The following is a 26195-nucleotide window of genomic DNA, read 5'->3' on the forward strand; positions in this document are numbered from 1 at the left end:
TTACTTTCTAATCTTTTTCAATCTCTTGCCAAGTGATTATAGCTTGCGCATTGACTTCGCCGTCACTGGAAATCTGGTGAGTGCTCTGCAGGCCTTCTAGGTCATAGCTAGAGGCAATCATGCCGCCCGGTCGGACTTCCTTGACATACTTCAGGTTGATTTTCTGAGGAATATGCTGGGTAAGGAAATCTGCCCCCATGACCTCAAAAATCCAGTTCAGATACTTGCTATTGTTGACATGTCCGTTCATATCCAAGTCGTAAAAGCGCACATGATAGTCCTTGCTGACAGGATCTTCTAAGTTTGGATATTTAGGGCCACGCAGTAATTTCTTGGAAAACTCTGATTGATATGGTGCTACAATCTCCGGTTCAACTGCATGAACCTTGCGGCTATCACGATCCATAAGGACAAAGGTTGCCATCATCTGGATAATAGCCTCACCCGCTTCATCAAAAATCGTGAAGCGACGGTAGCAAAAGAGCCGATTGTAGGTCAAAGCCTCTGTTTCAATGGTAATCTCCTCTGCAAATCGTGGCAGTCGTGTTACATCAATATCGTAGTCCGTAATAATCCAGACTAGATTATACTGATCCAGCATGTCCTTGTCACTGACGCCGAGCTCAATCGACTGCATGCCTGATACCTGCAAGGACAGCAGGATGACATCAGGCAGCTTGATATGGCCATTCATATCCGCCATATCAAAAGGAATTTTCATTTTCATTTGGTAAGTTAAGCCCATGATTTACTCCATTATAAATTTCTCAGCAACCGTATCGCCCAAAAAGAGGCCTTTTTTAGTCATGCGTACGATGTCTCTATCCGGGACTAGCAAACCCTGCTCAGTTAGCTCAGACACGACAGCACCGTACTGGTCTTCAAAGGAAAGACCGAATTTTTCCTCAAAACGTTTTTTAGAAACACCCGACTTCTTACGCAATCCCAGGAACATCTCTTCTTCCATCTTTTCATGCAGCGTCAGCACTTCTTCCTGCACACGGGCATTGCCCGCTTCCACCGCTTGCAGATAATGACGAATGGGGCCGTGATTTTTATAGCGAACACCATTAACGTAGCCAGACGCTCCCGCTCCAATACCATAATATTCCGCATTGTCCCAATACATGAGATTGTGGCGGCTCTCAAAGCCTGGCTTGGAAAAGTTGGAAATCTCGTAATGCTCGAAGCCGGCCTTTTCCAGCTCAGCTATAATGTATTCAAACATCTCTGCTTCCAAGTCTTCCTTGGGCAGAGGCAACTTCCCACGCCGCATCCGATTCATGAAGACCGTATGATTCTCCAAAATCAAGCTGTACAAGCTCATGTGGGGAATATCCAGGGCAATAGCCTTGGCTACATTGATTTTCACATCTTCCATAGTCTGCTTGGGCAGTGCATAAATCAGATCGATTGAAATATTATCAAAACCTGCTTTTTTGAGATTGGCAATGTTCTCATAGATGTCCTTTTCCAAGTGACTGCGGCCGATCTGCTTGAGCATGCGGTCATTAAAGGTTTGCACGCCCAGAGAAACCCGATTGACAGGCGAGTCTTTTAGTACAGCAATCTTTTCCTGATCCAAGTCCCCAGGATTGGCTTCAATGGTCAGCTCTTCTAGATAAGACAAGTCCAACTTATCTGCCAACTTTTCCAACAAAAAGGCTAATTGAGGTGCAGATAGAGCTGTCGGAGTTCCCCCTCCGATATAGAGAGTACGGAGCTTTTTGATATCGTAAGAATCATACTCCTCAATCAAATGCTCCAGATAACTATCTACCGGCTGATTTTTGATAAAAACCTTAGAAAAATCGCAGTAATAACAAATCTGAGTACAAAAAGGAATATGCACATAGGCAGAAGTCGGTTTAGTTTGCATAGTATTTATTATAGCATAAAATTAGCGACAAAGTCCCCTTGGAAAATAGAATAAAAAACTCAAGAAATAGAAAAATTTCTTGAGTTAATGTTGAAAGAGACTCTGTTCGAGCAGATCACGGATAAAGCAACTGCTGAATCACTAAAACATGGCTCTCTTCTACGCCATATAAACTATGAAGTTCATTCGGCTCCATAGTCAGAAAACTTCCCGGTACCAATTGTACAGTTTCTCCTAAGGCAGTAAAATCCACTTTTCCTTCTAGACAGACAACTGTAACAAGAGCATCTGCGCTATGCTCAGGGATTTGTTTTCCTTTAGCAAGGTGCAAATGTCGGATGAGACGTCCTTGCTCTTCGACCGGAGTTTCAACCACATCAACATTTGGATCTATTGAGTAAAATTTCATCGTTTTCCCTCCTTTTCTTCATTTTAGCATAATTCCGAAGAATTGTCTGAATTTTTTAATATTCCTAATTACTACCTACAAAGTTACAAAATATGGTATTTTCATCATGCTCTATTCGATTAATTTTCTTAAATATAAAAAGATTGAAGAACGTCATCTAAAATAGATCTTTTCTTCAATCTAGAAATTTGGTTTAAATTAGATTTTAAAATCATTGAATTCCATAAGCCATACTGATCTGGATTTTAGCAACTCCATTCTGCAGGCTGATTTCGTCAATGCTGAATGGGCTCTGCGGCAGAGATAGAAGGAAACTATCTCCCTCCGTCGTGATAGTAGAATTAGAGGTCTGCAGTTGCTGCTTCAGCATGCCAGTCACCCAAGATTTAGGGATAGGAAGGATGCCTAGCTTGGCACTATCGATTGTGATGTATAAGGCACTCCCCTTCACCGTCACATCCACCTCTAGATCTAGCTTACTATCAATAAAAAACAGCTTAACCGGATACTGGATGCGCAGCTTATTGCCTTCAATACTGTAAGCTCCATTTAGCAGTTCCTGATTATCACTATCAGTCAGCGAAGACTTGAGAAGCTGATTAAGCTGGATACTGTTTAGAGAGACTTCTGTGCTGACTCCCTGAGCCGTTACATTAGCATTGTTCAAAGTCGGCTCAATCATACTTTCCCACGAAGTATTAGCTTGAACATTTTTTAGTTGTTCATTCGGATTGATAGAAGAAGGAACCAGAAATAGCACTGCTGCAAGCAACAGCACCAAGACAATCCCTACCAATCTTTTGATCAATTTCATTTTTGTCTTCCTTTACTTTGAGAAATATCCTTGGCTTAAAACACAGAAAGGATTTATCTCATTTTACACTATTTTTACATCATTTTCTGTAACAAAGAGATTAAAAGACTAACAATACTATAAAAAAGACTGGGACAAATAATCCCAGCCTCTTAGTCATATATTGCCTGTATAAGAAGACTTACTTAATCACTTGTTGCGTCTTAGCATAATTAGCTTCTACTGCTTCTTTTTCAGATTTCCACCAGTCTTGGTTGTCTGTGTACCACTTGATTGTCTCTTTGAGACCTGCTTCAAAGTTGGTGAACTCGGGCTTCCATCCTAGCTCATCGCGGAGCTTGCTGGCATCAATGGCATAGCGAAGGTCGTGGCCGGCACGGTCTGTCACATGGTCATAAGCATCAGCTGGCTGTCCCATTTCCTTGAGAATCAGCTCCAGCACTTCCTTATTATTCTTCTCACCGTCAGCACCGATCAAGTAAGTTTCACCGATTTGACCCTTGGTCAGAATCGTCCAAACACCTGATGAATGGTCATTGGTATGAATCCAGTCACGGACGTTTTTACCTTCACCGTAAAGTTTTGGCTTGATACCGCTCAAGATATTGGTGATTTGGCGCGGAATGAACTTCTCAATGTGCTGGTAAGGACCATAGTTATTTGAACAGTTAGAAATAGTCGCTTTGACGTCAAATGAACGCACCCAAGCTTTGACAATCAAGTCTGAAGCTGCCTTGGTTGATGAGTAAGGCGAGCTTGGATTGTACTTGGTTTCAGCCGTAAATTTCTCACCTGGACCTTCTCCATGACCTGGCAAGTCTTCACGCAGAGGCAAGTCTCCATAAACCTCGTCAGTCGACACATGGTGGAAACGAATGTCGTACTTACGAGCTGCTTCCAAAAGTGTGTAAGTTCCGATGAAGTTGGTATGGATAAATGGACTCGGGTCATTGAGCGAGTTGTCATTGTGGCTTTCTGCCGCATAGTGAACGATAGCATCAGCTTCAGCTGCCAGATTATCTACCAAGGCTGCATCAGCGATATCTCCAACAACCAACTCAACACGGTCGCCTAAAATTTCTTCAATATTGGCACGATTACCCGCGTAAGTCAGCTTGTCCAGCACAGTCACATGAACATCTGGAAAGTTATTATAAACATAGTGGACAAAGTTAGAACCGATAAAACCAGCTCCGCCTGTCACGATAATTTTTTTGTATTCAGTCATTTTTATTCCTTAAACTTTTTTATAATTGCCTTAAGTGGTGGGGACGCAAGCAAACCTCCGGTTTCATTGCTTATTTTTGAGCCTAATGTCTCAAAAATCCCCTGTCATGTAACAAACTAAACAATTTGTTACATGACTTACACCACAGCGGCAATCATTTCTTTAATTCGCTTCGCTCGGATTAGAGCTGAGCTAAATCATATATTTCAATATAAATTAATGCGTCAGAAAAGAATTCTTCTTACAAATCTTCTTTTCTTAGTGGTTTTACATCCTTGAGTAATGGATGGTTCTTGTCTGCTTCTGAGACTTCTGCTGCTTCTAGGTTTTCCCACTGGATGCCTAGAGCTGGATCTGCATAGTTGACAAAGGCATACTTCGGTTTAAGTTCCAAAGCCCAATAGTCATTCACCAGATAGCTATAAGAAACGGTGTCAGAAAGGACTTGGAAGCCGTTGGCTACGCCGCGTGGCACAAAAATCCCCTTACTGGCATCAATTACTGTCTGGTAGGTGTTACCAAAGGTTTCACCTTCACGCAGGTCTACCCAAGAACCCAGCACCTTACCGTCATCTGCAACAGAGATATACTTGTCCCAAGGCTCAGCATGAAGCCCACGCAGGACATTTTTACGAGAAAAGCTGACATTATTTTGCAGTTTTCCTTCTGCAAAGAAGCTTTCAGGAAAGCCTAGCGGCAGCATTTTTTCCTTTTGGAAATTTTCCTTAAACCAGCCTCGGTTGTCCCCGCGAACAGGGATATCAAATTCTAGCATTCCAGGAATTCCGGGAACTTCACGCGCTGCGAATTCCTTATCAAAAAATTGTTCTGTCATCTTCTTATGCTTCTCCAATCAAACGGAGCAAGTATTGTCCGTATTCATTCTTTTTCAATGGCTGCGCCAATTCATGCACTTGCTCTTTAGTGATGTAGCCCATACGATAGGCAATTTCTTCCAGATTTGCCACCTGCACGTTCTGCATACGCTGAACTGTTTCGATATATTGAGCTGCCTCTAAGAGACTTTCGTGGGTACCTGTATCCAACCAGGCAAAACCACGTCCCATAAGCTCAACAGACAAATCGCCACGATCCAAGTAAGCCTTGTTAACGTCAGTGATTTCCAGTTCTCCGCGAGGACTTGGCTTAATATTCTTGGCAATCTCTACAACATCGTTATCGTAGAAATACAGTCCTGTTACTGCATAGTTAGAGCGCGGCTGTTCTGGTTTTTCTTCGATGGAGATAGCATTCATATTTTCATCAAATTCTACAACACCAAAGCGTTCTGGATCCTTGACATGGTAGCCAAAGACAGTTGCTCCTTTTTCCTTAGCAGCAGCATTTTGGAGCATTTTGCTTAAACCTGGTCCATGGTAAATATTATCCCCAAGAATCAGCGCTACATTGTCATCGCCAATGAAATCAGCCCCAATGATAAAGGCTTGTGCCAATCCGTCCGGACTTGGCTGCTCTGCATAAGAGAGCTTGATACCAAACTCAGAGCCATCACCCAGCAGATCCTCAAAACGAGGCAGATCCGTCGGAGTGGAGATAATCAAGATGTCCTTGATACCAGCCAGCATAAGAGTTGACAGTGGATAATAAATCATGGGTTTGTCATAAACCGGCATGAGCTGTTTTGACGCAGCGCGGGTCAATGGATACAAACGTGTACCAGAACCACCTGCAAGAATAATACCTTTCATATGAGTTTCCTCTCTTAATGTATTCCCTTTATTTTACCATTTTTGAAAGCGGATGTCACCCTTTTCACTCTCTTTAAATAATAGTGCAACCCCATGTAAAAAGCCCAGCCAAGAACGCCTGCATAACCACAGGCTGCGATCGTAACCAGTCCATAACTTCTCCTTATTCTCTGAAATCAATCATACAAAATCGTCTTGGTTTCCCCGATACAGTGTTTTTCCTCATTCCAGTAATGAATCCGCTCGAAAGAGCCTTTCCTCCAGTAGAGAGGCAAACGTTCACGTATGTCGTTCTGCATATCTATTTGATCAAGTTCCGAAATCTTCCACCATTTGGACTCCCCTTCATGATCGTTTCCCCTAACTTGCCCCTCAAAGGCAGTACAAAGAAAATCGTAATACACATACCGTTCTTTTTTACTCGGATTAGTGAAACCTGAAATTCCCTTCAATTCCAAGTTTAGAGCAGTCAGCCCTGTTTCTTCTTTTAATTCGCGCCTTGCAGCTTCGAAAAAAGATTCTGGAAACTCCACCTTCCCGCCAGGTTGTATCCACCCTTTAAAGTTATCATGCTGGCGATTAAGCAGTAAAATTTCATCATCTTTTTTTACACAAATATTGACCCAATTCAAAATAGTTTCTGTCATATCAAACCTTCTCCACATGGAACTAGTAACTTTAAATCATACATTTGCACAAGCACAAGCTGTAATTGAACACAAGCTCCAAAAAAAATTATTCCAACTCAATATTCTTTATTTTGGATAGAAAATCGAACGATCTGATGATTTTGAACAATGACTTCGTATTTACCAAATCCAGAATACTTACTATGTTTCCCGACACTAATGGCCATAAGATAGCGTGCATTTGGTAGCTTCGTTAAATCTAGTTGCTCTTGTAAAATCTGCTTGATTTTATCGTCATTCTTCTGGTCTTGGCCAATACTAATGATAGATCCATCGTCTTGCTCCACGTTCAAAATTACCTTCATTTCAATGGCAAGAGCCTCTTTTTCCAACATGTCAGAAATAGGAATTGGATATAAGCCCTGCAAAGGCTGGCCTTCTGCCTGATTCTTCTTTATCAGGGCCTCGTATGCATCAATATTTGGCGCATCCTTATCTATCATAAAATCAAGGGATTCTAGATATAGTTTCTTCTTATCTGCTCTTGTGAAGCTATCTTTTACAGTTTCTAAAGTTTCACTATAGCCCGGACTCAGCTCTAGTCCCCTATAAGCGATACTAGGAAAAGCTTGATAAATCGCATATCCCTTTTCAAGCTGTAGGTCAATATCCGTTTTTCCATATTTCTCATCCCGAGAGATGTAGTACTCAATTCGGTCACCGATCTTAACCGTTTTCCCCTCAATTTCCTCAGAATACTCAGCACTGACTAAATAACCAGCAAAAGAGGTATAGTTTTTATTAGCATCTAAAACTCTGACCGTCCCTTCAAAACCACTCTTCTCATAAGAGCGCTGAACAGCCTGTACTATTTCATATTTCGGCACTCGTACAAAAACTCCCCACATATCTATGAAATTCAGAAACATAGAGACAAGAGCCATGAGAAAAACGATCACCACACTAGATAGGAAACAGCCCAAAACACCGAAGCCTATTTTCTTTTTTGTATTCTTTGCTAGTTCCTGATTTCCTCCATTATTTTGAGCAATAAGAGGATGTTGAGAACGACTTTTGTGTCTAGTAAATAGAATAAGTGGGATTGAAATTGATATTGATATTACTAGTAAAAGTAAAATGAGAAATATTATAATCATTTGTTTTCCTTAAGTGCCTTCTTCTTTCTCCACGTACCGTTCAATAGGATAGTCTGCTGGATTCAGCAGCCCCGCTTCTCCTAAAGCCAGCTGAGCTAATTGGCGCCCGATGATCGGACCAGTTGTCAGACCAGAAGAGCCTAGACCGCTGGCTGCGTAGGCATGCGGTAAGTCTGGCACAGCGCCAAAGAAAGGAGAGAAGTCGCTGGTATAAGCCCGCGTTCCCACGCGCTCGCCTAGAATCTCTGCAGTAGCCAACCTCAGCAAATAAGTTTCCGCTTCTTGCTGCAACTGATTCAGCACCGTCTTATCTACCGTCAAATCAAAGCCCTGATCATTTTCATGACTGGCACCAACACTCACCTTACCTGCTAGAAAAGGAATGATATCCAGCTCGCCCTCAGGCATCACAACAGGGTAGTCATCCGTCTTTTCAGCCAGCTTAAAATCACGCAGCTGTCCCTTTTGCGGTCGAACATCTGTCTCATAGCCCAGTGGCTGCAAGATTTCTCCCAGCCAAGCACCCACAGCTAAGATGGCACAGTCAAAGCTGCGTCCGTCCACAAGAAGTTGCTCTCCTTCTACTGTCAATCTTACCTTTTTCTCAACCAATTCTGCCTTGCTGGCTTTCAGAAGCGTCTCCGTCAAGAGCGCTCCCTCCACACGGGCACCGCCGGAAGCATAGAGAAGTCGCTCAAAGCCTTGCAGGTCTGGAAAATTCTCCTGCGCTTCCTGACGACCGAGAAGACTCAATTCCCCTATTAAGGGCGACTCTTCACGACGATTAGCAGCCAAATCATAAAGTTCCTTCAGCTTGCTCTCGTCCTTTTTCAGCAGATAAACACCTGTCTGTTGGTAAAAGTCTGTCTGGATTCCAGCATCTTTCAGTTCCGCAATCAAGTCCTGATAAAAATCAGCGCCCAGACGCGCCATCCTATACCAAGCCTTGTTGCGACGCTTGGAAAACCAAGGACTGATAATGCCTGCAGCTGCCTTGGTTGCCTGCCCCTTACCGTCATCAAAGACAGTCACCTCCACATCTGGGGATTTGGACAGATAGTAAGCCGCTGTTGATCCGACAATCCCAGCACCAATCACTGCTACTTTTTTCATGTCGCTCCCTCTCAAATATGTCGGAAAGGATTGGTCCAAGCCTGACTAGCCATAATCTCAATCTCCCATCCCTCTTCTGCCTTCCAAGTATCAAATTTTTCTTTCAATTTTTCCGTAAATAGAACTTCGATATGGTGTCCAGGATCAAGCGCCAAAAGCCCTTCTGTCAGCATTTCCTGAGCTGTGTGATAGTAAATATCACCTGTAATGTAGACTTGCGCTCCCTTAGCAATGGCCTCTGGATAAAAGGACTGACCGCTACCACCACAAATAGCCACACGATCAATCACACGTTCGAGATCCGCTTCTTCATAAGTGACCAGACGCACACTATCTAGTCCAAAACTTGCCTTGACCTTAGCCGCAAAGTCCCCAAAAGTCTGAGGCACAATCTTCCCCACACGACCAATACCATGTTCTGGGCTTGTCTGACTGAGAAAACTTGTCTCCTCAATATCCAATAATTGGCAGAACCAATCATTTAGTCCATCCTCCACAACATCAATATTGGTATGGCTGACATAAACAGCAATATCATGCTTGATGAGTTCTAGAATGATTTGATTTCGCGCCTTATCTGCCACTAGGTTCTTGAGCGGGCGAAAAATAGGCGCATGCTTAACAATAATCAGTCCAGCACCAGCCTCAATAGCCTCCGCCACTGTCTGTTCACGAATATCCAATGCCACTAGAACCTTGTCCACTTCTTTGTCCAAAGTTCCGATTTGCAGGCCTGAAATGTCGCCCTCCATGGACAATTCTTGCGGGCAATAGGCTTCATAACGGGCGATGATCTCACTTGCTAACATGGAGTACCTCCTTGATACTGTTGATTTTTTGGGACATAGCAGAGCGTTCTAGCTCATTTTTTTCTGGGATATGGGCTAAAGCTTCTTCAAATTTCTTCAGTTCTTTCTGCCATCTTTGTTTGAATACAGATGATTGTTGCTCTAATAAAAAAGGGCCGAAGCGCTTTTCTTGCTCTGTCAAAGTTTGCTGGCCTGCCTCAGCCACTAGGATTTCGTAAAACTTACCAGCCTCTTCTAAGATATCCTCAGCCAGCAAACGAAAGCCGTTAGATACCAGCCAGCTGCGGAGCTCATCCTCTCGATTATTGGGCTGCAAAATCAAGCGGGAAACGGACGCAAGCTTAGCTCTGCCATTTTCCAAAATCTCTGAAATCAAGCGACCGCCCATGCCAGCGATGACGATAGTGTCAATCTGGTCTTCCGCTTCAAAAGCCGCCAGACCATTGGCCAAGCGAACCTCAATCTGCTCCGTCAGCCCATGCTCTGCCACATTTTTCTGGGCAGACTGAAAAGGCCCCTCTACCACTTCACCGGCCAGAGCCTTCTCAATCCGTCCCTGCTGAATCAGGTAAATAGGCAGATAGGCATGATCGCTCCCAACATCCAGCAGCTTTGCCCCATCTGGAACAAAAGCAGCTACTCGCTCCAAGCGTTGAGAAATAGTCTTTTTTTGCATTGCTTACTCTTTTCTAAACGTTCTTCTATTCAGTATATCATTTCTGTGTCATCAAGTGAAATTATTTTGTTTTAGCTATTTGTACCTTCTATCTAAATTAAGCTTCCCCATCAAATCGTTTAACACTTATAGAATAGTGAGTTTTTTCTCAATAGCAAGAGGAGTAAAGGAATCCCCTTCAACATTATAAGTAACATCCACCTCTTATCAGCAGTGCCTTTCCTCAAGGATAAATTTGAGAAAAAATCTTCTTGTAGTTGCTCATTGTCTCCAGCATTTGAGTAAGATACTTGCTTTTCTTCTGGAAACCACATTTGCCAGCAAGCTCTAGATAACCATAAGGTACTCTTTTTGTATAATCACCTTTTAAATATAATTTCATTCGTCCTCGTCGTCCAACTCTACCTCTCCATGGATTTGGATATACTCCTCGCGCTTCCTATCCAATTCTTCCCAGAGTGGCTCGTCAATGGCTTTCATAACCTTTATCTCTTCTAAACTAATATTGACCGCTTCGTCGTAGGTCAAATGCAACAGTTCTGCATGTTTCGTTTTAAATTCTTCAATACTCAGCCAAGTTTCCTTGTCATCTTCGCTGATGTGACCGTCAATAGCAGTTGCCACCTCAATTGCTAGGATATAGAGAGCTCGCTTATCAACAGTTAGAATATCCTTATGAGTCGTGATGATTCGTAGATAGTCTCCTTTTTCTCGTCCATCGCTTTCATAGGAATCTTCAAAATTTAAATTTATATTTTCACGCTTAAAAGTCGCCCAAGGGTCGTTGCCTACTCTAAAATCAGCCATTCCCCAACGCTCATCATTCGAAGAAAATTTATCCAAACTAACGCTAAAATAAAAATCATCATCACGTGCGTAAGAAAAACAAACTTCCACACCTTTTCGTTCTTTGAACCACATTTTCCAAGGATATTCCATACTAGCTTGATAGATACTAGCTTCGTAGTTGCCTTTAAGATATAGTCTCACTCATCTTCCTCATCGTCATAAACTCGTTCACCATGGATTTTGATATATTCTTCGCGCTTCCTATCCAATTCTTCCCAGATGGGATCGTCAATAGCATCAATCGTTTGAATTTCTTCCAAACTCATCTCATTTGCCTCCTCAAAGGTTAGAGATAAGATATATTCGTGTTTTTCCTTGAATTCCTCAATTGTTAGCCATGTTTTCTTGTCATCTTCGCCAATTTGTCCATTAAAGATTGTGGCAATCTCAATAGCCATGATATAGAACGCTCTTTTATCAAGAGTGAGCAGTTCAAGATGGGTAGAGGCCAAACGTAAACAGTCTCCATTTTCGCGAAAATCTGTTACATAAGCATGCTCAAATTCCAAATTTAGGTCTTCATCAATTTGTGAAAAAAAGCGATATTTTAGCCCTTCTTGTATCGGAACATGCAACCAACGTTCATCATAATCCTGTTTATCTAGTTTTAGATGAATGGCTATATCATTCCTATCTCTGATTTTAAGAAAACCAGAATAGGAGAGAGGGATGCCTTCTCCTTGATAATTTTCAAACCACATTCTCTTCGCTAATTCTAAGTAATCAAATGGAATTTCTTTAGTGTAATCACCTTTGATGTAAATTCTCACTCGTCGTCCTCATCGTCATAAACACGTTCGCCATGGATAGCTATGTATTCTTCACGCTTCTTATCCAATTCTTCCCAGATGGGTTCGTCAATAGCGTCAATCGTCTGAATTTCTTCTAAGCTCATCTCATTTGCTTCATCAAAAGTCAGAGATAAGATATCTTGGTGCTTTTCCTTGAATTCCTCGACTGTTAGCCATGTTTTCTTATCATCTTCACTAATTTTCCCATCAATCGCAGTCGCAATTTCGAGTGCCATAATATACATAGCTCGTTTATCAACTGTTAATACATCTAGATAATTCGAAGCGATTCTTAGGTATTTTCCCTTTTCTCTACCGTCGCTTTCATAACTTCCTTCATAATCCAAATCAATATTTTCATACAATTGGGAATTGATTGCACTGCCACCTTTAACCTTGGCATCTTTCCAACGAGAACCACTTGCTCCCCACTTATCTAGCCGTAAAGATAGATAGAAGTCATCTTGTAGCATCTCATCATCTCCGACATTTGAGAAACTTATTTTTTGACCATTTCTTTCTTTAAACCACATCTTCCATGCGAGTTCTCTGTAGCCAAATGGCACTTTTCTAGTATAATCGCCTTTTAAATATAATTTCATTCTTCCTCGTCGTCCAACTCTACCTCTCCATGGATTTGGATATACTCCTCGCGCTTCCTATCCAATTCTTCCCAGAGTAGCTCGTCAATGGCTTTCATAACCTTTATCTCTTCTAAACTAATATCGACTGCTTCGTCGTAGGTCAAATTCAGCAGGTCTGCATGTTTCGTTTTAAATTCTTCAATACTCAGCCATGTTTCTTTGTCGTCTTCGCTGATTTGACCGTCAATGGCAGATGCTACTTCAATCGCCATGATATAGAGAGCTCGCTTATCAACCGTTAGAATATCCTTATGAGTCGTGATGATTCGAAGATAGTCTCCTTTTTCTCGCCCATCGCTTTCATAGGAATCTTCACAATCCAATATTAGATACTCATATTTAAATGAACTCCATAGATTATCTCCTATTTTAAAATCAGTCATTCCCCAACGCTCATCATTTGAAGAAAATTTATCCAAACTAACGCTAAAATAGAAGTCATCATCACGTGCATAAGAAAATCCAACTTTCACTCCCTTACGTTCCTTGAACCACATTTTCCAAGGATATTCCATACAGTTTTGGTAAATACTAGTTTCGTAGTTGCCTTTAAGATATAGTCTCACTCATCTTCCTCATCGTCATAAACACGTTCACCGTGGATTTTGATATATTCTTCTCGAAGCCGTTCCTCCTCTTCCCATAGAGGATCTCTTACCGGTACCATTGTCTTTAATTCTTCCAAACTGATTTCAACAGCTTCATCATAAGTCAGTGAAAGAACATCCTTGTGATATTCCTTAAATTCTTCTACACTTAGCCAACTTTGCTTGCCGTCTTCGCTAATCTGACCATCAATGGCAGATGCTACTTCAATAGCCATAACGTATAAAGCGCGCTTGTCAACCATTAAAATATCTACATGAGTTGAGGCAATTCGAAGAAACTCTCCTTTTTCGCGGTCGTCGGAAATAAAGGCATGTTCAAATTCAAGTTCAATATCTTCATATTGCAAGGACAACCAAGGATTGCTCGGAATTATAAAAGGAGCCTTATCCCATCTTTCATCAACTGAAGCCCATTTGCGCAACTCTGCTCCGAAATAAAAATCTTCTTGCAGCATCTCATCATCACCAACGTTGGAGTAACTTATTTTCTTGCCATTCCGTTCCTTAAACCACATCTTCCAAACTAGTTCTCTAGTAGTAAATGTTATTTTTTTAGCATAATCACCTTTGATGTATAGTCTCATAAATCTGAGATATCGCCTCCATGTGCTAGTATATATTCTTTTCGACGAGTGGCTTCTTCCTCCCAAAGAGGGTCGTCTACCACATCCATCGTTTGAATTTCAGTCAAACTTCGTTCATTTGCTTCATCAAAAGTTAGAGATAGAATATCCTCATGTTTTCTTTTAAACTCCTCGATTGTCAACCAGCTAGCCTTATTATCCTCGCTAATTTGCCCATCAATCACCTTTGCAATCTCAAGCGCCATAATGTACATAGCTCGTTTATCAACTGTCAAAACTTCTAGATGGGTGGTTAAAATACGGAGATAGTCTCCCTTTTCATTATAATCCGTAGCAAATGCATCTTCAAAATTAATTTCAATACTTTCCTTAATATGTGAAAAGAGTCTTCGTACCCCTTCCTTTAGGGGGACACTAGACCATCTCTTATCGGCAGTGCCTTTCCTCAAGGATAAATTTGAGAAAAAATCTTCTTGTAATGCATCATTGTTCCCAGCATTTGAGTAAGAAATTTGCTCATCTTCTGGAAACCACATTTTACCAGCTAGTTCTAAATAACCATAAGGTACTCTTTTTGTATAATCACCTTTTAAATATAATTTCATTGTTCACTCCTTATTGCGTCAAGTATTTAAAAGCTTTCCACATATTTTTGATAACTTCTTCTTTAGCTCCTTTTCCAAGTCCATTTAGTTCAGATTGTTCATTTACCCAGTTTACAATATCCTGCCTACTTGAAATAGTTGAGGCTTCAATATCTATGTCGAGGTTATAACCTGACTTTCCACTCCCCGATTGAACTTGGATTTTCCCACTATCTGGCTCCGCATCAACTCGAATATTATCGACTTTTTTACCGTTAACTCGTCCAGAAATCTTTTTTCCAAAAGACTTACTCGTCGGTTTATTTGCCTTCCAGCTGTCATAGCTCTGGGCAAAGCTGACATTCAAACTAGCATTAGCTGTCCAAGTCTTGATAATAGCATCATTAACGGCATATGTGCCACCAGCAATTATCGTCGCTCCTGTCGCAAAACCAGCCGCTGCCGCTGTTTCTATGGGAATAGTTAAAGTCCCAAAACTTGGTATAGAAACTACTAAGCCTGCCGCCCCTCCTCCTAAGCTTATTGTATCAATCATAGCACCAAGGGCAATACTTCCTAGGCCCGCTAAGAATTCTGCCGCATTTTCTCGGATACTTTCCCAGAATTGCCCACCTCGCTCATCATTCAGACGCCGAGTGTATTCTTCATCAAAATTACCATTTTTTAGAACAACCCACACTTCACCAACAACTGGGACATCACTAACTTTAGTAGGTATAAAAGTCAGTATATTCCCCTCATGGTCAAAGCGTAAAGATTGATTGAATTCTTGAATCAAAATTGGCCAGTCGCTAGAAGGTTTCCCCTCTAAGTAGGCCAGCAATTGTTTACGATAGTAAGCCGCTGCTTCATCAGGCAGCATCAATTCTCTGATACTCTGATTAATCAAAGAAATCTTAGGATCTACTCCTCTTCCATAAGTACGAATCTCTTCATTTTTCAGTTTTGAAACCCAAGACATGTCCGCACCATTTGTATAGTAGTTTCCTTCTGCATCAATTGTGATTTGACTCAATGACACTGCTCCTTGAATAGCTAGTCTCAAAATTTCTAGACTGTCTGTAAAGTATTTTGAAACATCTGCCACAAACCATTCAAGTTTGTCAATTTTTTCCTGAATTTCCCGAATGCCGATATTTAGCTGGTTTTCCAGCACTGTCAGAGCATTCGTCTTGGACAGATTGTCAGCTAATTCCCCTGCAAGTCCATCAATAATCCGGCGAAATAGAGATTGATACTCTGCTAGCTGAGCTTGGGTTTTCTCCAACATCTCCTGTTTTGTTTCCAACTGTTCTTTCAGCAAGTCAAGATCCAGTATCCCATACTCAGATACGGTGGAGTCAGCATATTTATAAGAATTCAGCTCCTCCTGAATATCATCAATAGCAGCTTGTAGCTTTTTGATAGCAGGAATTATAATTTCTGTAAATAAGCCCTTTCCCGCTGTATAAGCCGCTCCCTGCAGCTCACCCGACTCCAAAGAGGCAATCAAGTGATCGCAGCCACTAGATAGACGATCGGTCACCTGATTAGCTACCTGCAGGTTGCTAGTCATCGCTTGGATAAGCTGTGCTGAATCTGTTGCACTATATTTCACTCCCATGGCAGACTATTCCTTTCTTTGGTCAGTTTTTCTCGCTCTTCTTCAAGAGTCTTTCTTGTTTGACGACCGAGTTTTTCTAGTTCATCCATCTGAACATCCACATAGTTCTTAACCTGTTGGTTAAGATGCTGAGTCTCTGCTAAATCATGACTGAGGGCAGCAGTATTTTGCGGATGCTCATAAAGTAGATTTTCCATTCGATTCGTCAAATATTGGAAATCCGTCGCAAAATTTACCAGAGAATCTTCGTATTGATGTTTGAGAGCCATAAATTCATCTTCTTTTTCGTCAACTTTGAGAATTTTTTCGTAAAGTGCTTGGCGTTCTTTTTCGCTTTTATCTACCTTCATTTTAACTCTCCCAGCGCTTAGCCTGCTCTATATCGCGTTTCTCAATTTTTGCAGCAATTTCTGGAAATTTATTGGCCTGAGTTAGGACGGCCGAACTGAAGTCACTGATAGCCTGCAACATTTGATTGCAAGCTTGACAGCCAGCTTCCATTCCAGCAATCCCTGTTGTATAGAAAAAATTGACTTGTTGATTTTGTGCATTGCTGGTATCAACTCCAACTAGCTCGCTAATAGCAGATCCAGCTGAAATAGTGTTTGATTTAATTTGTCCCATCTTCGCTTCTCCTTTTATTTATAGAATTACCAAAATACCTTTTCATTATATCACAATTCCTCAAAATCATAGGTTCTAAAACAAAAAGAGACTGAAACAAAAATGTTTCAGTCTCGCCTTATTATGTTCAGAAACTATTAATATGGTTGATAATTGATCAATGGCCAGCGGTTGCTGAGCAATCACTCGGAGTTGGAACTATTTATAATGACTTGAAGATCTTTAAATCTGAAACTAGATAGTAGAAAGAAAAGCAAAATCTTCAAACATTTCGCACAACCCCACCGCACTTACTTGTAACTAGTCCTTCCACAAATTCATGGCATTGAGAAAATCATCCGAAACCGTTACATTCTGTGGATTACTTGCTTCACGCTCCGCCCGTTTGGCTTCTACTTGAGCTTGGGTTGTAATACCTTCCCGCCGCCAATTACGCAAGATTGCCTGGATATATTTCCAATTAGGCTTTCCATTGAAAACCGCTTCGCGTAAAGCAGCCTTGACCAGGTCTGGATTGGTTTGATCGTCCTTAATGGTCTTGGTTAAATCCTCAATTTCAAATGGAGTCAAAAGACGACCTAGCTCTTGCTGGAAGGTTTCAACCAGTTCCTTGAGAAGGTTACCATCCGACACTGGCCTTGACCCAGTAGGATCAGAAGTCTCCAAAAGCTCATCTAGCTTTTCTAAGGCTGGTGAAGCATCAAAAATTGCTTCAATTTCCCCATTCAGTTCAATGGTTCTGTACTGGAGCAAGCCTTTTTCTGTCAGATGGGACATGGAACGATTGACCTCGGACAAGGTCTTGCCAATATGCTCCGCAATCTGACTGGGCGCAAATTCCTCCAATGAGGTGGTATTTTGCAAATAGAAAAACTGCCAGACCAAAAAATCATCACTGGAATCAAAAATGTCTTTAAAATGCAAAAAGAGGGCACTTGGAAGAACCAAGTTGCCATTTTTGTAAGCTGCTAAATAAGTCATAGTACCTCTTTATAAATAAGCAAAGAAGGATGCATCATTCTCTGGACTTTGCCAATCAAATGGCGTTTCTTGATAGACTGCATAATTGACCCAATTACTGAAAAAGAGAGCTGCCGCCAAACTCCATCGCAGACAAGGAGTCGTATTCACATCATCATTCTTGAAGTAATTCTCAGGAATATGAGGATCCTTGCCCGCTTCCAAGTCACGGAAATACTCCTTGGCAAGGGTATCACGGTCGTATTCCATGTGACCAAAGCTATACACCTCTCGCAAGTCTCGGCTCGCCAAAACGGACAAGCCCGTGTCTTCTCCCTCAGAGAGAATTTCTAGATTGGTCAGATTCAGAATGTCTTCTTTCAGTACTTCTGTATGCCTTGAATGAGGCGTGATAAATTCATCATCAAAACCTCTAAAAAGTAGATTATTGCTTGGAGCCGACTGCTCGTAAACACCTGAGAGTTTCTCTTCCATCTGGTGCTTATCCACGCCATAGCGGGCATAAAGGCCAGCCTGTGCTCCCCAACAGATATGTAAAGTCGAAAAGACATGAGTCTTGGACCATTCAATCACCTGCTGGAATTCCTCCCAATAGTCTACTGCCTCAAAGGGTAGATGCTCCACTGGCGCTCCAGTGATAATCAAGCCATCAAAGAAACGATGTTTGACCTCATCAAAAGTCTTGTAAAAGGTCTGCATATGCTCCACTTGGGTGGTCTTTGACGTATGAGAAGTCATATAAAGAAACTCAATGGTCAGCTGCAAGGGCGTATTGGCCAAATGACGTAAAATCTGAGTTTCTGTCACCATTTTCTGGGGCATGAGATTGAGTATCAAGATATTCAAGGGGCGGATATCCTGATGATCTGCCCGGTCATCATCCATGACAAAGATATTCTCAGAGCTTAAAATTTCAACTGCGGGAAGCTTCTTATCAATCTTGATAGGCATGAAAATATCTCCNTTTGTTTAATATACTCATTATACTCAAAGGAGATATAGTTTTCAATTATACTTTTTCTCTAACTAGATATAGTAATAAGCTATATCTTTAGTAGTGCATCAATACCTTGTAGTCATAATCGCCGATTGCTTCGCGACCTTTAAGCTCATCCAGCTCGATGAGGAAGGCACAGCCAGCCACTACGCCACCAAGGCGCTCAATCATCTCAATGGTTGCCTTAACTGTTCCACCAGTTGCAAGAAGGTCATCAACAATCAGAACGCGTTGACCAGGTTTGATTGCATCCGCATGCATGGTCAAAGTATCTACACCGTACTCTTTTTCATAGTCAGCTGAGATAACTTCACGTGGAAGCTTGCCTGGCTTACGGACAGGAGCAAAGCCAACTCCTAATTCAAAGGCAACTGGACAGCCTACGATAAAGCCACGCGCTTCTGGACCGACGATCATGTCGATTTCCTTGTCAGTCGCATATTGAACAATTTCACGAACAGCATAGCTGTAGGCATTTCCATCAGCCATCAAAGGGCTGATATCGCGGAAGAGAATCCCTTCCGTTGGGTAGTTTTCAATAGTTGCAATATAATCTTTTAAATTCATAATGTTCTTTCTTTCAAAAAATTTTTTACTCTCTATTATACCACTTTTTCATCCAAATGGTAACAGAAAAACTTACTTTTTAAGGGGATAGATTATTTAATTTAAAAGAGTATATTTCATTCATTTATAGACCACCGTATTGAGGCTGGGATTGAGTTGGTTAATCTTTATAATCACTTCATAATCACTTCTTCTACTAACTCCAAGAACAAAACTTACTTTTCGCTAACAGGCTGAACCATGAGTTCTTGCTCTTTAATAATCTGTCTCCTTCGCTTTACCTACAAGTTTTGGAAAATAACTTTCAAAATATGCCTTAGATAAATTGGCCAAATAAACCTTTGTATTGTCTAACTTTATATAATGTTTCGGATAGCTATTGAGCCTACACTCTAATTTTAATTTATAGACATATTCATAACCCAAAACATCAATAAAATAAATTTTAACATGATCTATATCTGAAATTTTAGAGTCAAATTGTAAGAGTAGATTATTTGATGTCCCCTTATCAATCATAAATCTTTCATAAGGCTCTAATACATGCTCTCTATCTAATCCTTTAGAATCTTTATATTTTATTTTATCAATTAAAGCATGACCTGAACCAATGTTTCTAACCTTAATAAGAATAGACTTCGATAAGTTCTGGTCATTGCTACTATTTTCTTTTTGCTGACTAATTAATTTAGGGAACTATATACCTGTTTACACTAACCACAATATATAGTGCTTCCGAGAATATACAAAAAAAGGCGACTTCCAAAATGGAAACCGTCTTTTAATATAATATCAATAATACTTTCTAAGTTTATCTTGATTTTCTTTGAAAAAATCCTCTAACCAATCCATGCCATAAGCATAACTAAAACCTTCTAGGAGAACAGAGAAGTCAATGCTATCAAATCCCATTTTCTTCAAACCATCAAAGGTGTTGAATGGTGAACGAAAGTGCTTGTATTTAATAATTGCACCAATATCTTTTAAATCCTGTTCTCTGGTGCTGACCATTTTCATTCCTAACACATACTCAATCGGGGCAACTAAAACCGTTAAATTCTTAAACGAGTACAAAGTTTCACATAAACTTAACGGCGGCTGTTTGTTCATATTTGCCACATTATTGTTGAGCCACAGCTCTTCGTGAGTGTTAAGATTAAACTCTTGTCCTACCCGAGCGATAATCTCATTGATTTTTTGGCTTTCTTCATAAAAAGCATCCACATCTTGTGTCGCACGTAAACCATGATATTCCAAGACATAGCCACCAACACAGATAATGGTCAAAGTAAGATTTGCCTGAACCAATTCTTTATTCAAGGCTTCAAAGACAGGTTTCATTTTATCCATGTTTGTATTTCTCCATCATTTTCTGAACATTGGCTAATTTAGCTGGCTTATTTAACGAAATCACATATTCATGAGTTGGTGTGTGCTCTTGAATAGCATATTTCAAGCTAACTTTTTGAAAATCGGTCAGTTCTTTGGAGGCTAGTAATTTCTCAACATCCTCGTTTGTTAAATAAGAATGGTCTTCAAAAATAACTTTACGCAAATAACGAAACCAATGACTTGCATTGAAACGTGATTGCTTGGATGCATTTATCATATAATCATACCAATCCATCATCTTCCTCCTGTAAGATTTAGTTCATGTTATTGTCGTTTATATTCAAAAGTCTAACTTTTTCTCTTTCTTAACTGTTTATCTTCTTTAGGGTTATAATTCAAAGCCTGTTGTAGTTTTAAATCGAAATCAGAAAGTTCTAGTTTTTCCTCCTCAAAAGGAATATCGGGAAGTTTAAAACGAAATTTTTTATAAAAGAAAGTGTTGAACTCCTCTTTGTTATCTGAAATATCTACTAGAGTATCTAGTTCGGAAAGTCGATTCTGTATGCTGATTTTTGTAATATCGTCGAGCTTTTGGTAAATTGCATAATACGATAAATCTTGGAAAAATTTCCGATGCGATTTAACAACTGCCTGAGTATAAGGGCAATTATAATAACTGAGATATTTCTTGTAAAAATTATCAGAAAGAGAAATTTGGTAATCTACTAACTTATTGTCAATCGTTTTGGAAACTGTTCGCTCCATTTCTGCATGTAGTTTATCCATGGATTAGCTCCTTGTATTTTGTACGAACTCCTGAAGATGCTAGTAGAAGATTGAAGCGGTCATTATCCGCCATACTACGAGTATTATAGCGGAATACAAATTCATCCACGTAGTCCTGCAAATGTTTCTTAGACCATGAATGGTAAATTCCTAATACCCCTCGTTTAAGTCCTGCCCAGAAACCTTCAATCGTGTTTGTATATATATCATCAATGACATACTCATGAGCACCATGGTTTACAAAAGCGTGGTCATACATCTTCGCAACTTTATTATAACCTAACCATTCATCAGTGTAAAGTTGAGCGGTATCTTTAACAAATTTAACGACTTGTTCTGTCAGAGTTTTTATACCTGTATCACTTACCTTATGGGCATTTAATTTTCCTTCTCGTGCAACCATACCGACAACTGGAGTTTTATCTTTTAGAGAACGACCTTGTGCATTTTTGACCTTTTTAGAGTTATGACGATTCTTATTTTTACCACCGATGTAAGTTTCATCTACTTCTACAGTTCCATCTAATTCATTGTTATTTTCTGAACCAAAACATCTACGAATACGCTCCAGCATAAACCAGGCTGTTTTCTGAGTAACGTGAATATCTTTTGAAAGTTGAAGCGAGGAGATGCCTTTTTTATGAGAAGTCACCATCCAAATAGCAATAAACCATTTTTGAAGAGAAACCTTAGTATTATCAAACATTGTACCAGTTTTAACGCTAAAGTATTTGCCAGTATTCTTGCACCTGTATTTTCCATTCTTGCACTTATAAACCTTAGATGTTTCATCAAAAGGACTGACTACATAGCCATTCCAGCGAATTTTTTCTAAATGTTGTTCACAATGATAATCACTTGGGAAAGCATTCATCAAATCATACAATGACTTAAACTCACCTAACATCTCTCTGCTCCTTTTATATTCTAAAATCATTATATCATTTAAAACACAAAAGTCAATAAATTGGTGTAAAATTGGGTATAATCCTTTTCGAAACTAGTATTTTGTGATATAATAGTATTGTTATATAAGCAAGGAGAAAAATATGACAGAAATCAAATCAAATCAAATCAAATCAAATCAAATCAAATCAAATCAAATCAAATCAAATCAAATCAAATCAAATCAAATCAAATCAAATCAAATCAAATCAAGCTGATTATGTAGCTATTCAGTCTTTTTGTCAACCCCTTTTGAGGACTTTTTCACTTTTTTGTGAGGAGGTCTTTTATCATATAATCTCTAAATTGGAGGTTGTATGTTAGTAAGAAAAACAAACGAAAGTGATAGCACAGGTAAATTAGTTTATCAGCTTTTTTCAGAAGCTAATTTTTCGAACAAAGACTTCTATGTAGAAAACGCTGGTGAAGCAACATGGATAGAAGCATTAAAAGGAGCTTCTAAATCTCTAAAAGGAAAACAAGGAATTCCTGACTTCAATTTTCAATCTGGCAGATTTCACATACTTATAGAAAACAAAAAAGATTTTTCTAAATTGGAGACTTTCGACGAAAATGGTAATCTATTGATGGATGTTCATTCAATAAAAGAATATGCTGTAAATGGAGCCGTTCATTATGCAAAATGGATTGTTGAGCATTCTTCTATTTATGATAAAATCTTTGCATTAGGAATAGTTGGTTCTCCTAGACGATATAAAATACAACCTTATTATATTGAAAATAGGGAAGATGGTCTTGTTATAAAAAGACTTAGTGATGTATTAAGTTTTGAAAATTTTAAAGAAGAGAATATTGAAGAATATTATAAAGTTTCAGTTCTTGGTGAGCTATCTCTTTATCAAGAAGAACTGAAAAATATCAATGAAATTGCATATAGCATTCACGAAGATTTGAGAAATTATGGAAATTTAGGAGCAGATAATAAAGCAACTGTAGTATCAGCTATTTTGTTAGCACTACGACATGGATTGACAGCAAATCAACTAACTGGAGGTGTTGATAGTAGTTCAGATGGTAATACTATTTTTAGAGCTATCGAAGATGAGTTGAATAATTTGTATCAAGTTAGAAGCAAAAAAATTGGTTCTCTTTTAGATACTTTTCGATTTATTACTACTGATGTGCGATTGAATACTAAGTTAACAGAATTAGGCAATAGAACACCTTTGTGGTATTTTACAGACCGTTTAAGCAATGAAGTCTATCATAGGGTAGTTGGTGGTACTCCATTTGATATATTAGGTTCATTCTATAGCGAATTTGTTAAGTATGGTGGCAATGATGGTTCGGATTTAGGTATTGTATTAACACCGTTGAATATTACTTCCCTAATGGCTGACCTAATTGAAATAAGCCCTACCGACACGGTGATTGACCCTGCTACTGGTACAGGTGCTTTTCTAATTGCTTCAATGCAAAAGATGATTGAGCAGGTTGAAAAAGATGATGTCAATTATAAAACTAGTGAAGCTAAAAAACAAGCAATCAAAAAAATAAAGTCAGATAGGTTATATGGAATAGAGTTGAAGTCCAAACTATATGCAATATCAGCTACTAATATGATATTGCGAAATGACGGTCGTGCGCATTTAGAAGAAGGGGATATGTTTCATCTTTCTTTAGAGAACGATGGGAATTTCGATAAACTATTGATGAATCCACCGTATAGTCAAGCCAAAACAAAAGTTACTTCTCATTTATCTGAGATGAACTTTATGATAAAGGCTTTAGGTAGATTAAAATGCGGAGGTCGAGCAGCATTTATCGTCCCCCAATCAACAATGACCAGTGGTCCAAAAGCTATAAAAGATGCTGATTATAGAGAATTAAAACAAGAGCTGTTAGATAATAACAGAATAATTGCAGTGATTACAATGAATCCTAAGACATTTTATCCTTATGGGACAAGTCCGGTTGTTATCGTATTGGAACATGGTGTACCACAAAAGGATAGTAGAAGCATTTTGTATGATTTTAGAGATGACGGGAATATTCTTAATCCTCATCTTGGGATGTTAGAAGATGCTACAGCAACAGAAAAGAGGAAAAGACTGCTAGATACTATTAAAGATAAGATAGATATAGATGGTGTTAACTCAATAAAAACAACTCTGACAGCAGATGATGAATGGTTGCACAGTTATTTCTATTTTGATGATTCAATTCCAACTCCAAAGGACTTTTTATCTGCATTAAGAGACTATGCAACGTTTGAATACAGCATGAAAATTAGCGATAGAGGAGATATTTTTGATGACTGAAACTTTGAAATATCTACCTTTTGAATTATCAGATACCAGATACTTTAAGTTACACTCGACAAGCTCTGGTATTGATAAAGTGAGATTAAAGATTACAAATGACCAAGAATATTTTCCATACATTACTCGGACAGATAAAAATAACGGCTGTGATATGTTTGTAGGAAAGCAGGATAAACCACTTGATAAAGGAAATTCCATTACAATTGGTTTAGATACTCAAACAGTTTTCTATCAACCTACGGATTTTTATACTGGTCAAAATGTTCAAATATTAGAATCTAAGTTTATGACTAAAAATATCGCCCTATTTTTAATTCCACTAATAAAAAAACAACTAGTGTTACTTAACTGGGGAGGAAACGGAGCAACTTTAGGACGATTGCGTGTCAAGAAAATTGTTTTGCCAGTTGATGAAAAAAATGAACCTAATTGGGAATACATGGATAGTTTTATAAATAGTCAAATTAAGCCGTTAAAAGAACTAGCTAATAACTCTCTCTTGACTCCTCCGCTCATAGATTTGAATAGTGTTCCTTGGTCAGATTTTTATATATCAGATTTTTTTGAAGCTGAAAGAGGTAAATCTGGAGCAAAAGGAAAGCTCCAGAGCGGAGAAATCCCTCTTATTTCTGCCCGTAAGCAATTCAATGCTTTTGATAGTTTCGTTACAGTTGACGAAAGCAAAGTCTTCAAAGAATCAATATCAATAAACAATAACGGCGACGGTGGAGCAGGTTTAGCATTTTTTCACAACTATAAGTACGTTGCAACTCAAGATGTGACAGCACTAATGGAGAGGAAGTTTATGAGTAAAGAAGCTAAACTGTTTATATCTGTTTGCATAACTAAACAAGCTAACAAATTTGGGCACGGAAACAAACTGAACTCTAAACGTCTTCTTCATCAGAAGATAATGTTACCTGTAACGATTGAAGGAGAACCTGATTTCGAATTCATGGAAATGTATATATCATCAATATTAAGTTGATAGCAATTCCGCTTTTTATAAGTTGTTTAATATCTATACCAAAAGCGACCTCTAATATAGAAGTCGCTTTTTTGTATATTATCGGAAGCACTACATATTGTGGTTAGTGTAAACAGGTATATAGTTCCCTTAATTTATTATTAACTTTCTTTAAAATTCTTATATAATTGCATTGATTAAGTGTATATTCTTTTGTTACTGGATTAGATTTTTCTTTTCTATTTTCAGGATTTATAGTGCATATAATTGTATATTTTGGCTTTTCACTACTACTTCCCATAGATTCATAGTTTGTCCCTATATTAAAAATCGGCCTAACTGAATCACGTTTTTCTTCTTTGTATTTTTTATTTTCAAAATATAGAGTAAATACAATCAAATAACTTCCAATAAGCGACCCAAAATAAGATAACCAATCAAAATCTATAGTTTCTTTTAAATTAATCCTCAAATCTATTTTTAAATATTTTTTAGCCATCACATACAATACTGGCAACGAAGAAACTATTAAGAAAAGTAAGGTTAATTTTACTATCTCCTTGTTTCTGACAAACCTTATTTTAAAATTTTTTAAAAAAATCAT

The 26195-nt window shown here is 39.1% G+C and carries 33 protein-coding genes; 2 read left to right on the forward strand and 31 right to left on the reverse strand.

Going from position 1 to position 26195, the window contains the following annotated elements; genetic code table 11:
• Positions 1-7: 7 nt before the first annotated feature.
• From D8793_RS02745 to D8793_RS02890, 30 genes are all read right to left on the reverse strand, one after another.
• Positions 8-745 (reverse strand): acyl-[acyl-carrier-protein] thioesterase, encoded by a 738-nt coding sequence (locus D8793_RS02745; RefSeq protein ID WP_125370489.1) that lies wholly within the window; start codon positions 743-745, stop codon positions 8-10.
• Between the two features lie 3 nt (positions 746-748).
• Positions 749-1879: a radical SAM family heme chaperone HemW gene (gene hemW, locus D8793_RS02750; protein ID WP_125370490.1), complete on the reverse strand. Its 1131-nt coding sequence runs from the start codon at positions 1877-1879 to the stop codon at positions 749-751.
• Positions 1880-1994: 115 nt separating this feature from the next.
• Complete coding sequence (locus D8793_RS02755) at positions 1995-2288, reverse strand: cupin domain-containing protein (protein ID WP_005590484.1); 294 nt, start codon at positions 2286-2288, stop codon at positions 1995-1997.
• 211 nt (positions 2289-2499) lie between these two features.
• On the reverse strand, positions 2500-3102 hold the full coding sequence (locus tag D8793_RS02760) for a hypothetical protein (RefSeq protein WP_125370491.1): 603 nt from the start codon (positions 3100-3102) through the stop codon (positions 2500-2502).
• Between the two features lie 181 nt (positions 3103-3283).
• Positions 3284-4330 carry a dTDP-glucose 4,6-dehydratase gene (rfbB, locus tag D8793_RS02765; protein ID WP_125370492.1) on the reverse strand — a complete coding sequence of 349 codons (1047 nt, stop codon included), beginning with the start codon at positions 4328-4330 and terminating at the stop codon, positions 3284-3286.
• A gap of 241 nt (positions 4331-4571) precedes the next feature.
• A complete protein-coding gene (locus D8793_RS02770; RefSeq protein ID WP_125370493.1) occupies positions 4572-5165 on the reverse strand; it encodes a dTDP-4-dehydrorhamnose 3,5-epimerase family protein in 594 nt (197 codons plus the stop codon).
• Positions 5166-5169: 4 nt separating this feature from the next.
• A complete protein-coding gene (rfbA, locus tag D8793_RS02775) occupies positions 5170-6039 on the reverse strand; it encodes a glucose-1-phosphate thymidylyltransferase RfbA (protein WP_061422743.1) in 870 nt (289 codons plus the stop codon).
• A 176-nt stretch (positions 6040-6215) separates the two neighbouring features.
• Complete coding sequence (locus D8793_RS02780; RefSeq protein WP_125370494.1) at positions 6216-6686, reverse strand: 8-oxo-dGTP diphosphatase; 471 nt, start codon at positions 6684-6686, stop codon at positions 6216-6218.
• Between the two features lie 98 nt (positions 6687-6784).
• On the reverse strand, positions 6785-7555 hold the full coding sequence (locus D8793_RS02785) for a hypothetical protein (RefSeq protein ID WP_260471256.1): 771 nt from the start codon (positions 7553-7555) through the stop codon (positions 6785-6787).
• Positions 7556-7834: 279 nt separating this feature from the next.
• Entirely contained in the window at positions 7835-8938 is a 1104-nt protein-coding gene (locus D8793_RS02790) for an NAD(P)/FAD-dependent oxidoreductase (protein ID WP_125370496.1), read from the reverse strand.
• Between the two features lie 11 nt (positions 8939-8949).
• Positions 8950-9747, reverse strand: a complete 798-nt coding sequence (locus D8793_RS02795; RefSeq protein WP_125370497.1) for a Nif3-like dinuclear metal center hexameric protein — start codon at positions 9745-9747, stop codon at positions 8950-8952.
• Complete coding sequence (locus D8793_RS02800; protein ID WP_125370498.1) at positions 9734-10423, reverse strand: tRNA (adenine(22)-N(1))-methyltransferase; 690 nt, start codon at positions 10421-10423, stop codon at positions 9734-9736. Before D8793_RS02800 ends, D8793_RS02795 begins: the two co-directional genes overlap by 14 nt.
• Before the next feature lie 223 nt (positions 10424-10646).
• Positions 10647-10805 carry a hypothetical protein gene (locus D8793_RS02805; RefSeq protein WP_260471104.1) on the reverse strand — a complete coding sequence of 53 codons (159 nt, stop codon included), beginning with the start codon at positions 10803-10805 and terminating at the stop codon, positions 10647-10649.
• Positions 10802-11413: a hypothetical protein gene (locus tag D8793_RS02810; RefSeq protein WP_125370499.1), complete on the reverse strand. Its 612-nt coding sequence runs from the start codon at positions 11411-11413 to the stop codon at positions 10802-10804. Before D8793_RS02810 ends, D8793_RS02805 begins: the two co-directional genes overlap by 4 nt.
• The gene (locus D8793_RS02815) at positions 11410-12042 is read right to left on the reverse strand and encodes a hypothetical protein (protein ID WP_125370500.1); all 633 of its coding nucleotides are present in this window, start codon (positions 12040-12042) and stop codon (positions 11410-11412) included. Before D8793_RS02815 ends, D8793_RS02810 begins: the two co-directional genes overlap by 4 nt.
• Positions 12039-12665 carry a hypothetical protein gene (locus D8793_RS02820; protein WP_125370501.1) on the reverse strand — a complete coding sequence of 209 codons (627 nt, stop codon included), beginning with the start codon at positions 12663-12665 and terminating at the stop codon, positions 12039-12041. The genes D8793_RS02815 and D8793_RS02820 overlap by 4 nt, the downstream gene beginning before the upstream one ends.
• Positions 12662-13273, reverse strand: coding sequence for a hypothetical protein (locus tag D8793_RS02825; protein ID WP_125370502.1), 612 nt, complete (start codon positions 13271-13273; stop codon positions 12662-12664). Before D8793_RS02825 ends, D8793_RS02820 begins: the two co-directional genes overlap by 4 nt.
• On the reverse strand, positions 13270-13899 hold the full coding sequence (locus D8793_RS02830) for a hypothetical protein (protein ID WP_125370503.1): 630 nt from the start codon (positions 13897-13899) through the stop codon (positions 13270-13272). The genes D8793_RS02825 and D8793_RS02830 overlap by 4 nt, the downstream gene beginning before the upstream one ends.
• Positions 13896-14504, reverse strand: a complete 609-nt coding sequence (locus D8793_RS02835) for a hypothetical protein (protein ID WP_125370504.1) — start codon at positions 14502-14504, stop codon at positions 13896-13898. Before D8793_RS02835 ends, D8793_RS02830 begins: the two co-directional genes overlap by 4 nt.
• A gap of 10 nt (positions 14505-14514) precedes the next feature.
• Entirely contained in the window at positions 14515-16107 is a 1593-nt protein-coding gene (locus D8793_RS02840) for a virulence protein (protein ID WP_125370505.1), read from the reverse strand.
• The gene (locus D8793_RS02845) at positions 16098-16457 is read right to left on the reverse strand and encodes a cingulin (protein ID WP_125370506.1); all 360 of its coding nucleotides are present in this window, start codon (positions 16455-16457) and stop codon (positions 16098-16100) included. Before D8793_RS02845 ends, D8793_RS02840 begins: the two co-directional genes overlap by 10 nt.
• Before the next feature lies 1 nt (position 16458).
• The gene (locus D8793_RS02850) at positions 16459-16731 is read right to left on the reverse strand and encodes a TIGR04197 family type VII secretion effector (protein WP_125370507.1); all 273 of its coding nucleotides are present in this window, start codon (positions 16729-16731) and stop codon (positions 16459-16461) included.
• Positions 16732-17031: 300 nt separating this feature from the next.
• Positions 17032-17712, reverse strand: coding sequence for a DnaD domain-containing protein (locus D8793_RS02855; protein WP_062004960.1), 681 nt, complete (start codon positions 17710-17712; stop codon positions 17032-17034).
• Between the two features lie 9 nt (positions 17713-17721).
• Positions 17722-18663 (reverse strand): homoserine O-acetyltransferase MetA, encoded by a 942-nt coding sequence (gene metA, locus D8793_RS02860; protein ID WP_005590498.1) that lies wholly within the window; start codon positions 18661-18663, stop codon positions 17722-17724.
• 100 nt (positions 18664-18763) lie between these two features.
• Complete coding sequence (locus D8793_RS02865) at positions 18764-19276, reverse strand: adenine phosphoribosyltransferase (protein ID WP_005590499.1); 513 nt, start codon at positions 19274-19276, stop codon at positions 18764-18766.
• 255 nt (positions 19277-19531) lie between these two features.
• A complete protein-coding gene (locus tag D8793_RS02870; RefSeq protein ID WP_125383876.1) occupies positions 19532-19795 on the reverse strand; it encodes a hypothetical protein in 264 nt (87 codons plus the stop codon).
• Positions 19796-20068: 273 nt separating this feature from the next.
• Complete coding sequence (locus D8793_RS02875; RefSeq protein ID WP_125370508.1) at positions 20069-20626, reverse strand: DUF6036 family nucleotidyltransferase; 558 nt, start codon at positions 20624-20626, stop codon at positions 20069-20071.
• Positions 20619-20903 carry a hypothetical protein gene (locus tag D8793_RS02880; RefSeq protein ID WP_049476214.1) on the reverse strand — a complete coding sequence of 95 codons (285 nt, stop codon included), beginning with the start codon at positions 20901-20903 and terminating at the stop codon, positions 20619-20621. The genes D8793_RS02875 and D8793_RS02880 overlap by 8 nt, the downstream gene beginning before the upstream one ends.
• A 53-nt stretch (positions 20904-20956) precedes the next feature.
• On the reverse strand, positions 20957-21394 hold the full coding sequence (locus tag D8793_RS02885) for a hypothetical protein (protein WP_117281700.1): 438 nt from the start codon (positions 21392-21394) through the stop codon (positions 20957-20959).
• Positions 21387-22301, reverse strand: a complete 915-nt coding sequence (locus D8793_RS02890; RefSeq protein ID WP_125370509.1) for an IS1595 family transposase — start codon at positions 22299-22301, stop codon at positions 21387-21389. The genes D8793_RS02885 and D8793_RS02890 overlap by 8 nt, the downstream gene beginning before the upstream one ends.
• A 355-nt stretch (positions 22302-22656) precedes the next feature.
• Between D8793_RS02890 and D8793_RS02900 the strand changes: the two genes are divergently transcribed.
• Together D8793_RS02900 and D8793_RS02905 are read left to right on the forward strand one after the other, a co-directional pair.
• A complete protein-coding gene (locus D8793_RS02900) occupies positions 22657-24621 on the forward strand; it encodes an HsdM family class I SAM-dependent methyltransferase (protein WP_002927814.1) in 1965 nt (654 codons plus the stop codon).
• Complete coding sequence (locus D8793_RS02905; RefSeq protein WP_125370511.1) at positions 24614-25612, forward strand: restriction endonuclease subunit S; 999 nt, start codon at positions 24614-24616, stop codon at positions 25610-25612. The genes D8793_RS02900 and D8793_RS02905 overlap by 8 nt, the downstream gene beginning before the upstream one ends.
• Positions 25613-25715: 103 nt before the next feature.
• Here the strand turns inward: D8793_RS02905 and D8793_RS02910 are convergent, their stop codons facing one another.
• Positions 25716-26195: a hypothetical protein gene (locus D8793_RS02910; RefSeq protein WP_125386855.1), complete on the reverse strand. Its 480-nt coding sequence runs from the start codon at positions 26193-26195 to the stop codon at positions 25716-25718.

Origin of the sequence: Streptococcus cristatus, assembly GCF_003943465.1 — a bacterium.
Classification (GTDB): Bacteria; Bacillota; Bacilli; order Lactobacillales; family Streptococcaceae; genus Streptococcus; species Streptococcus cristatus_C.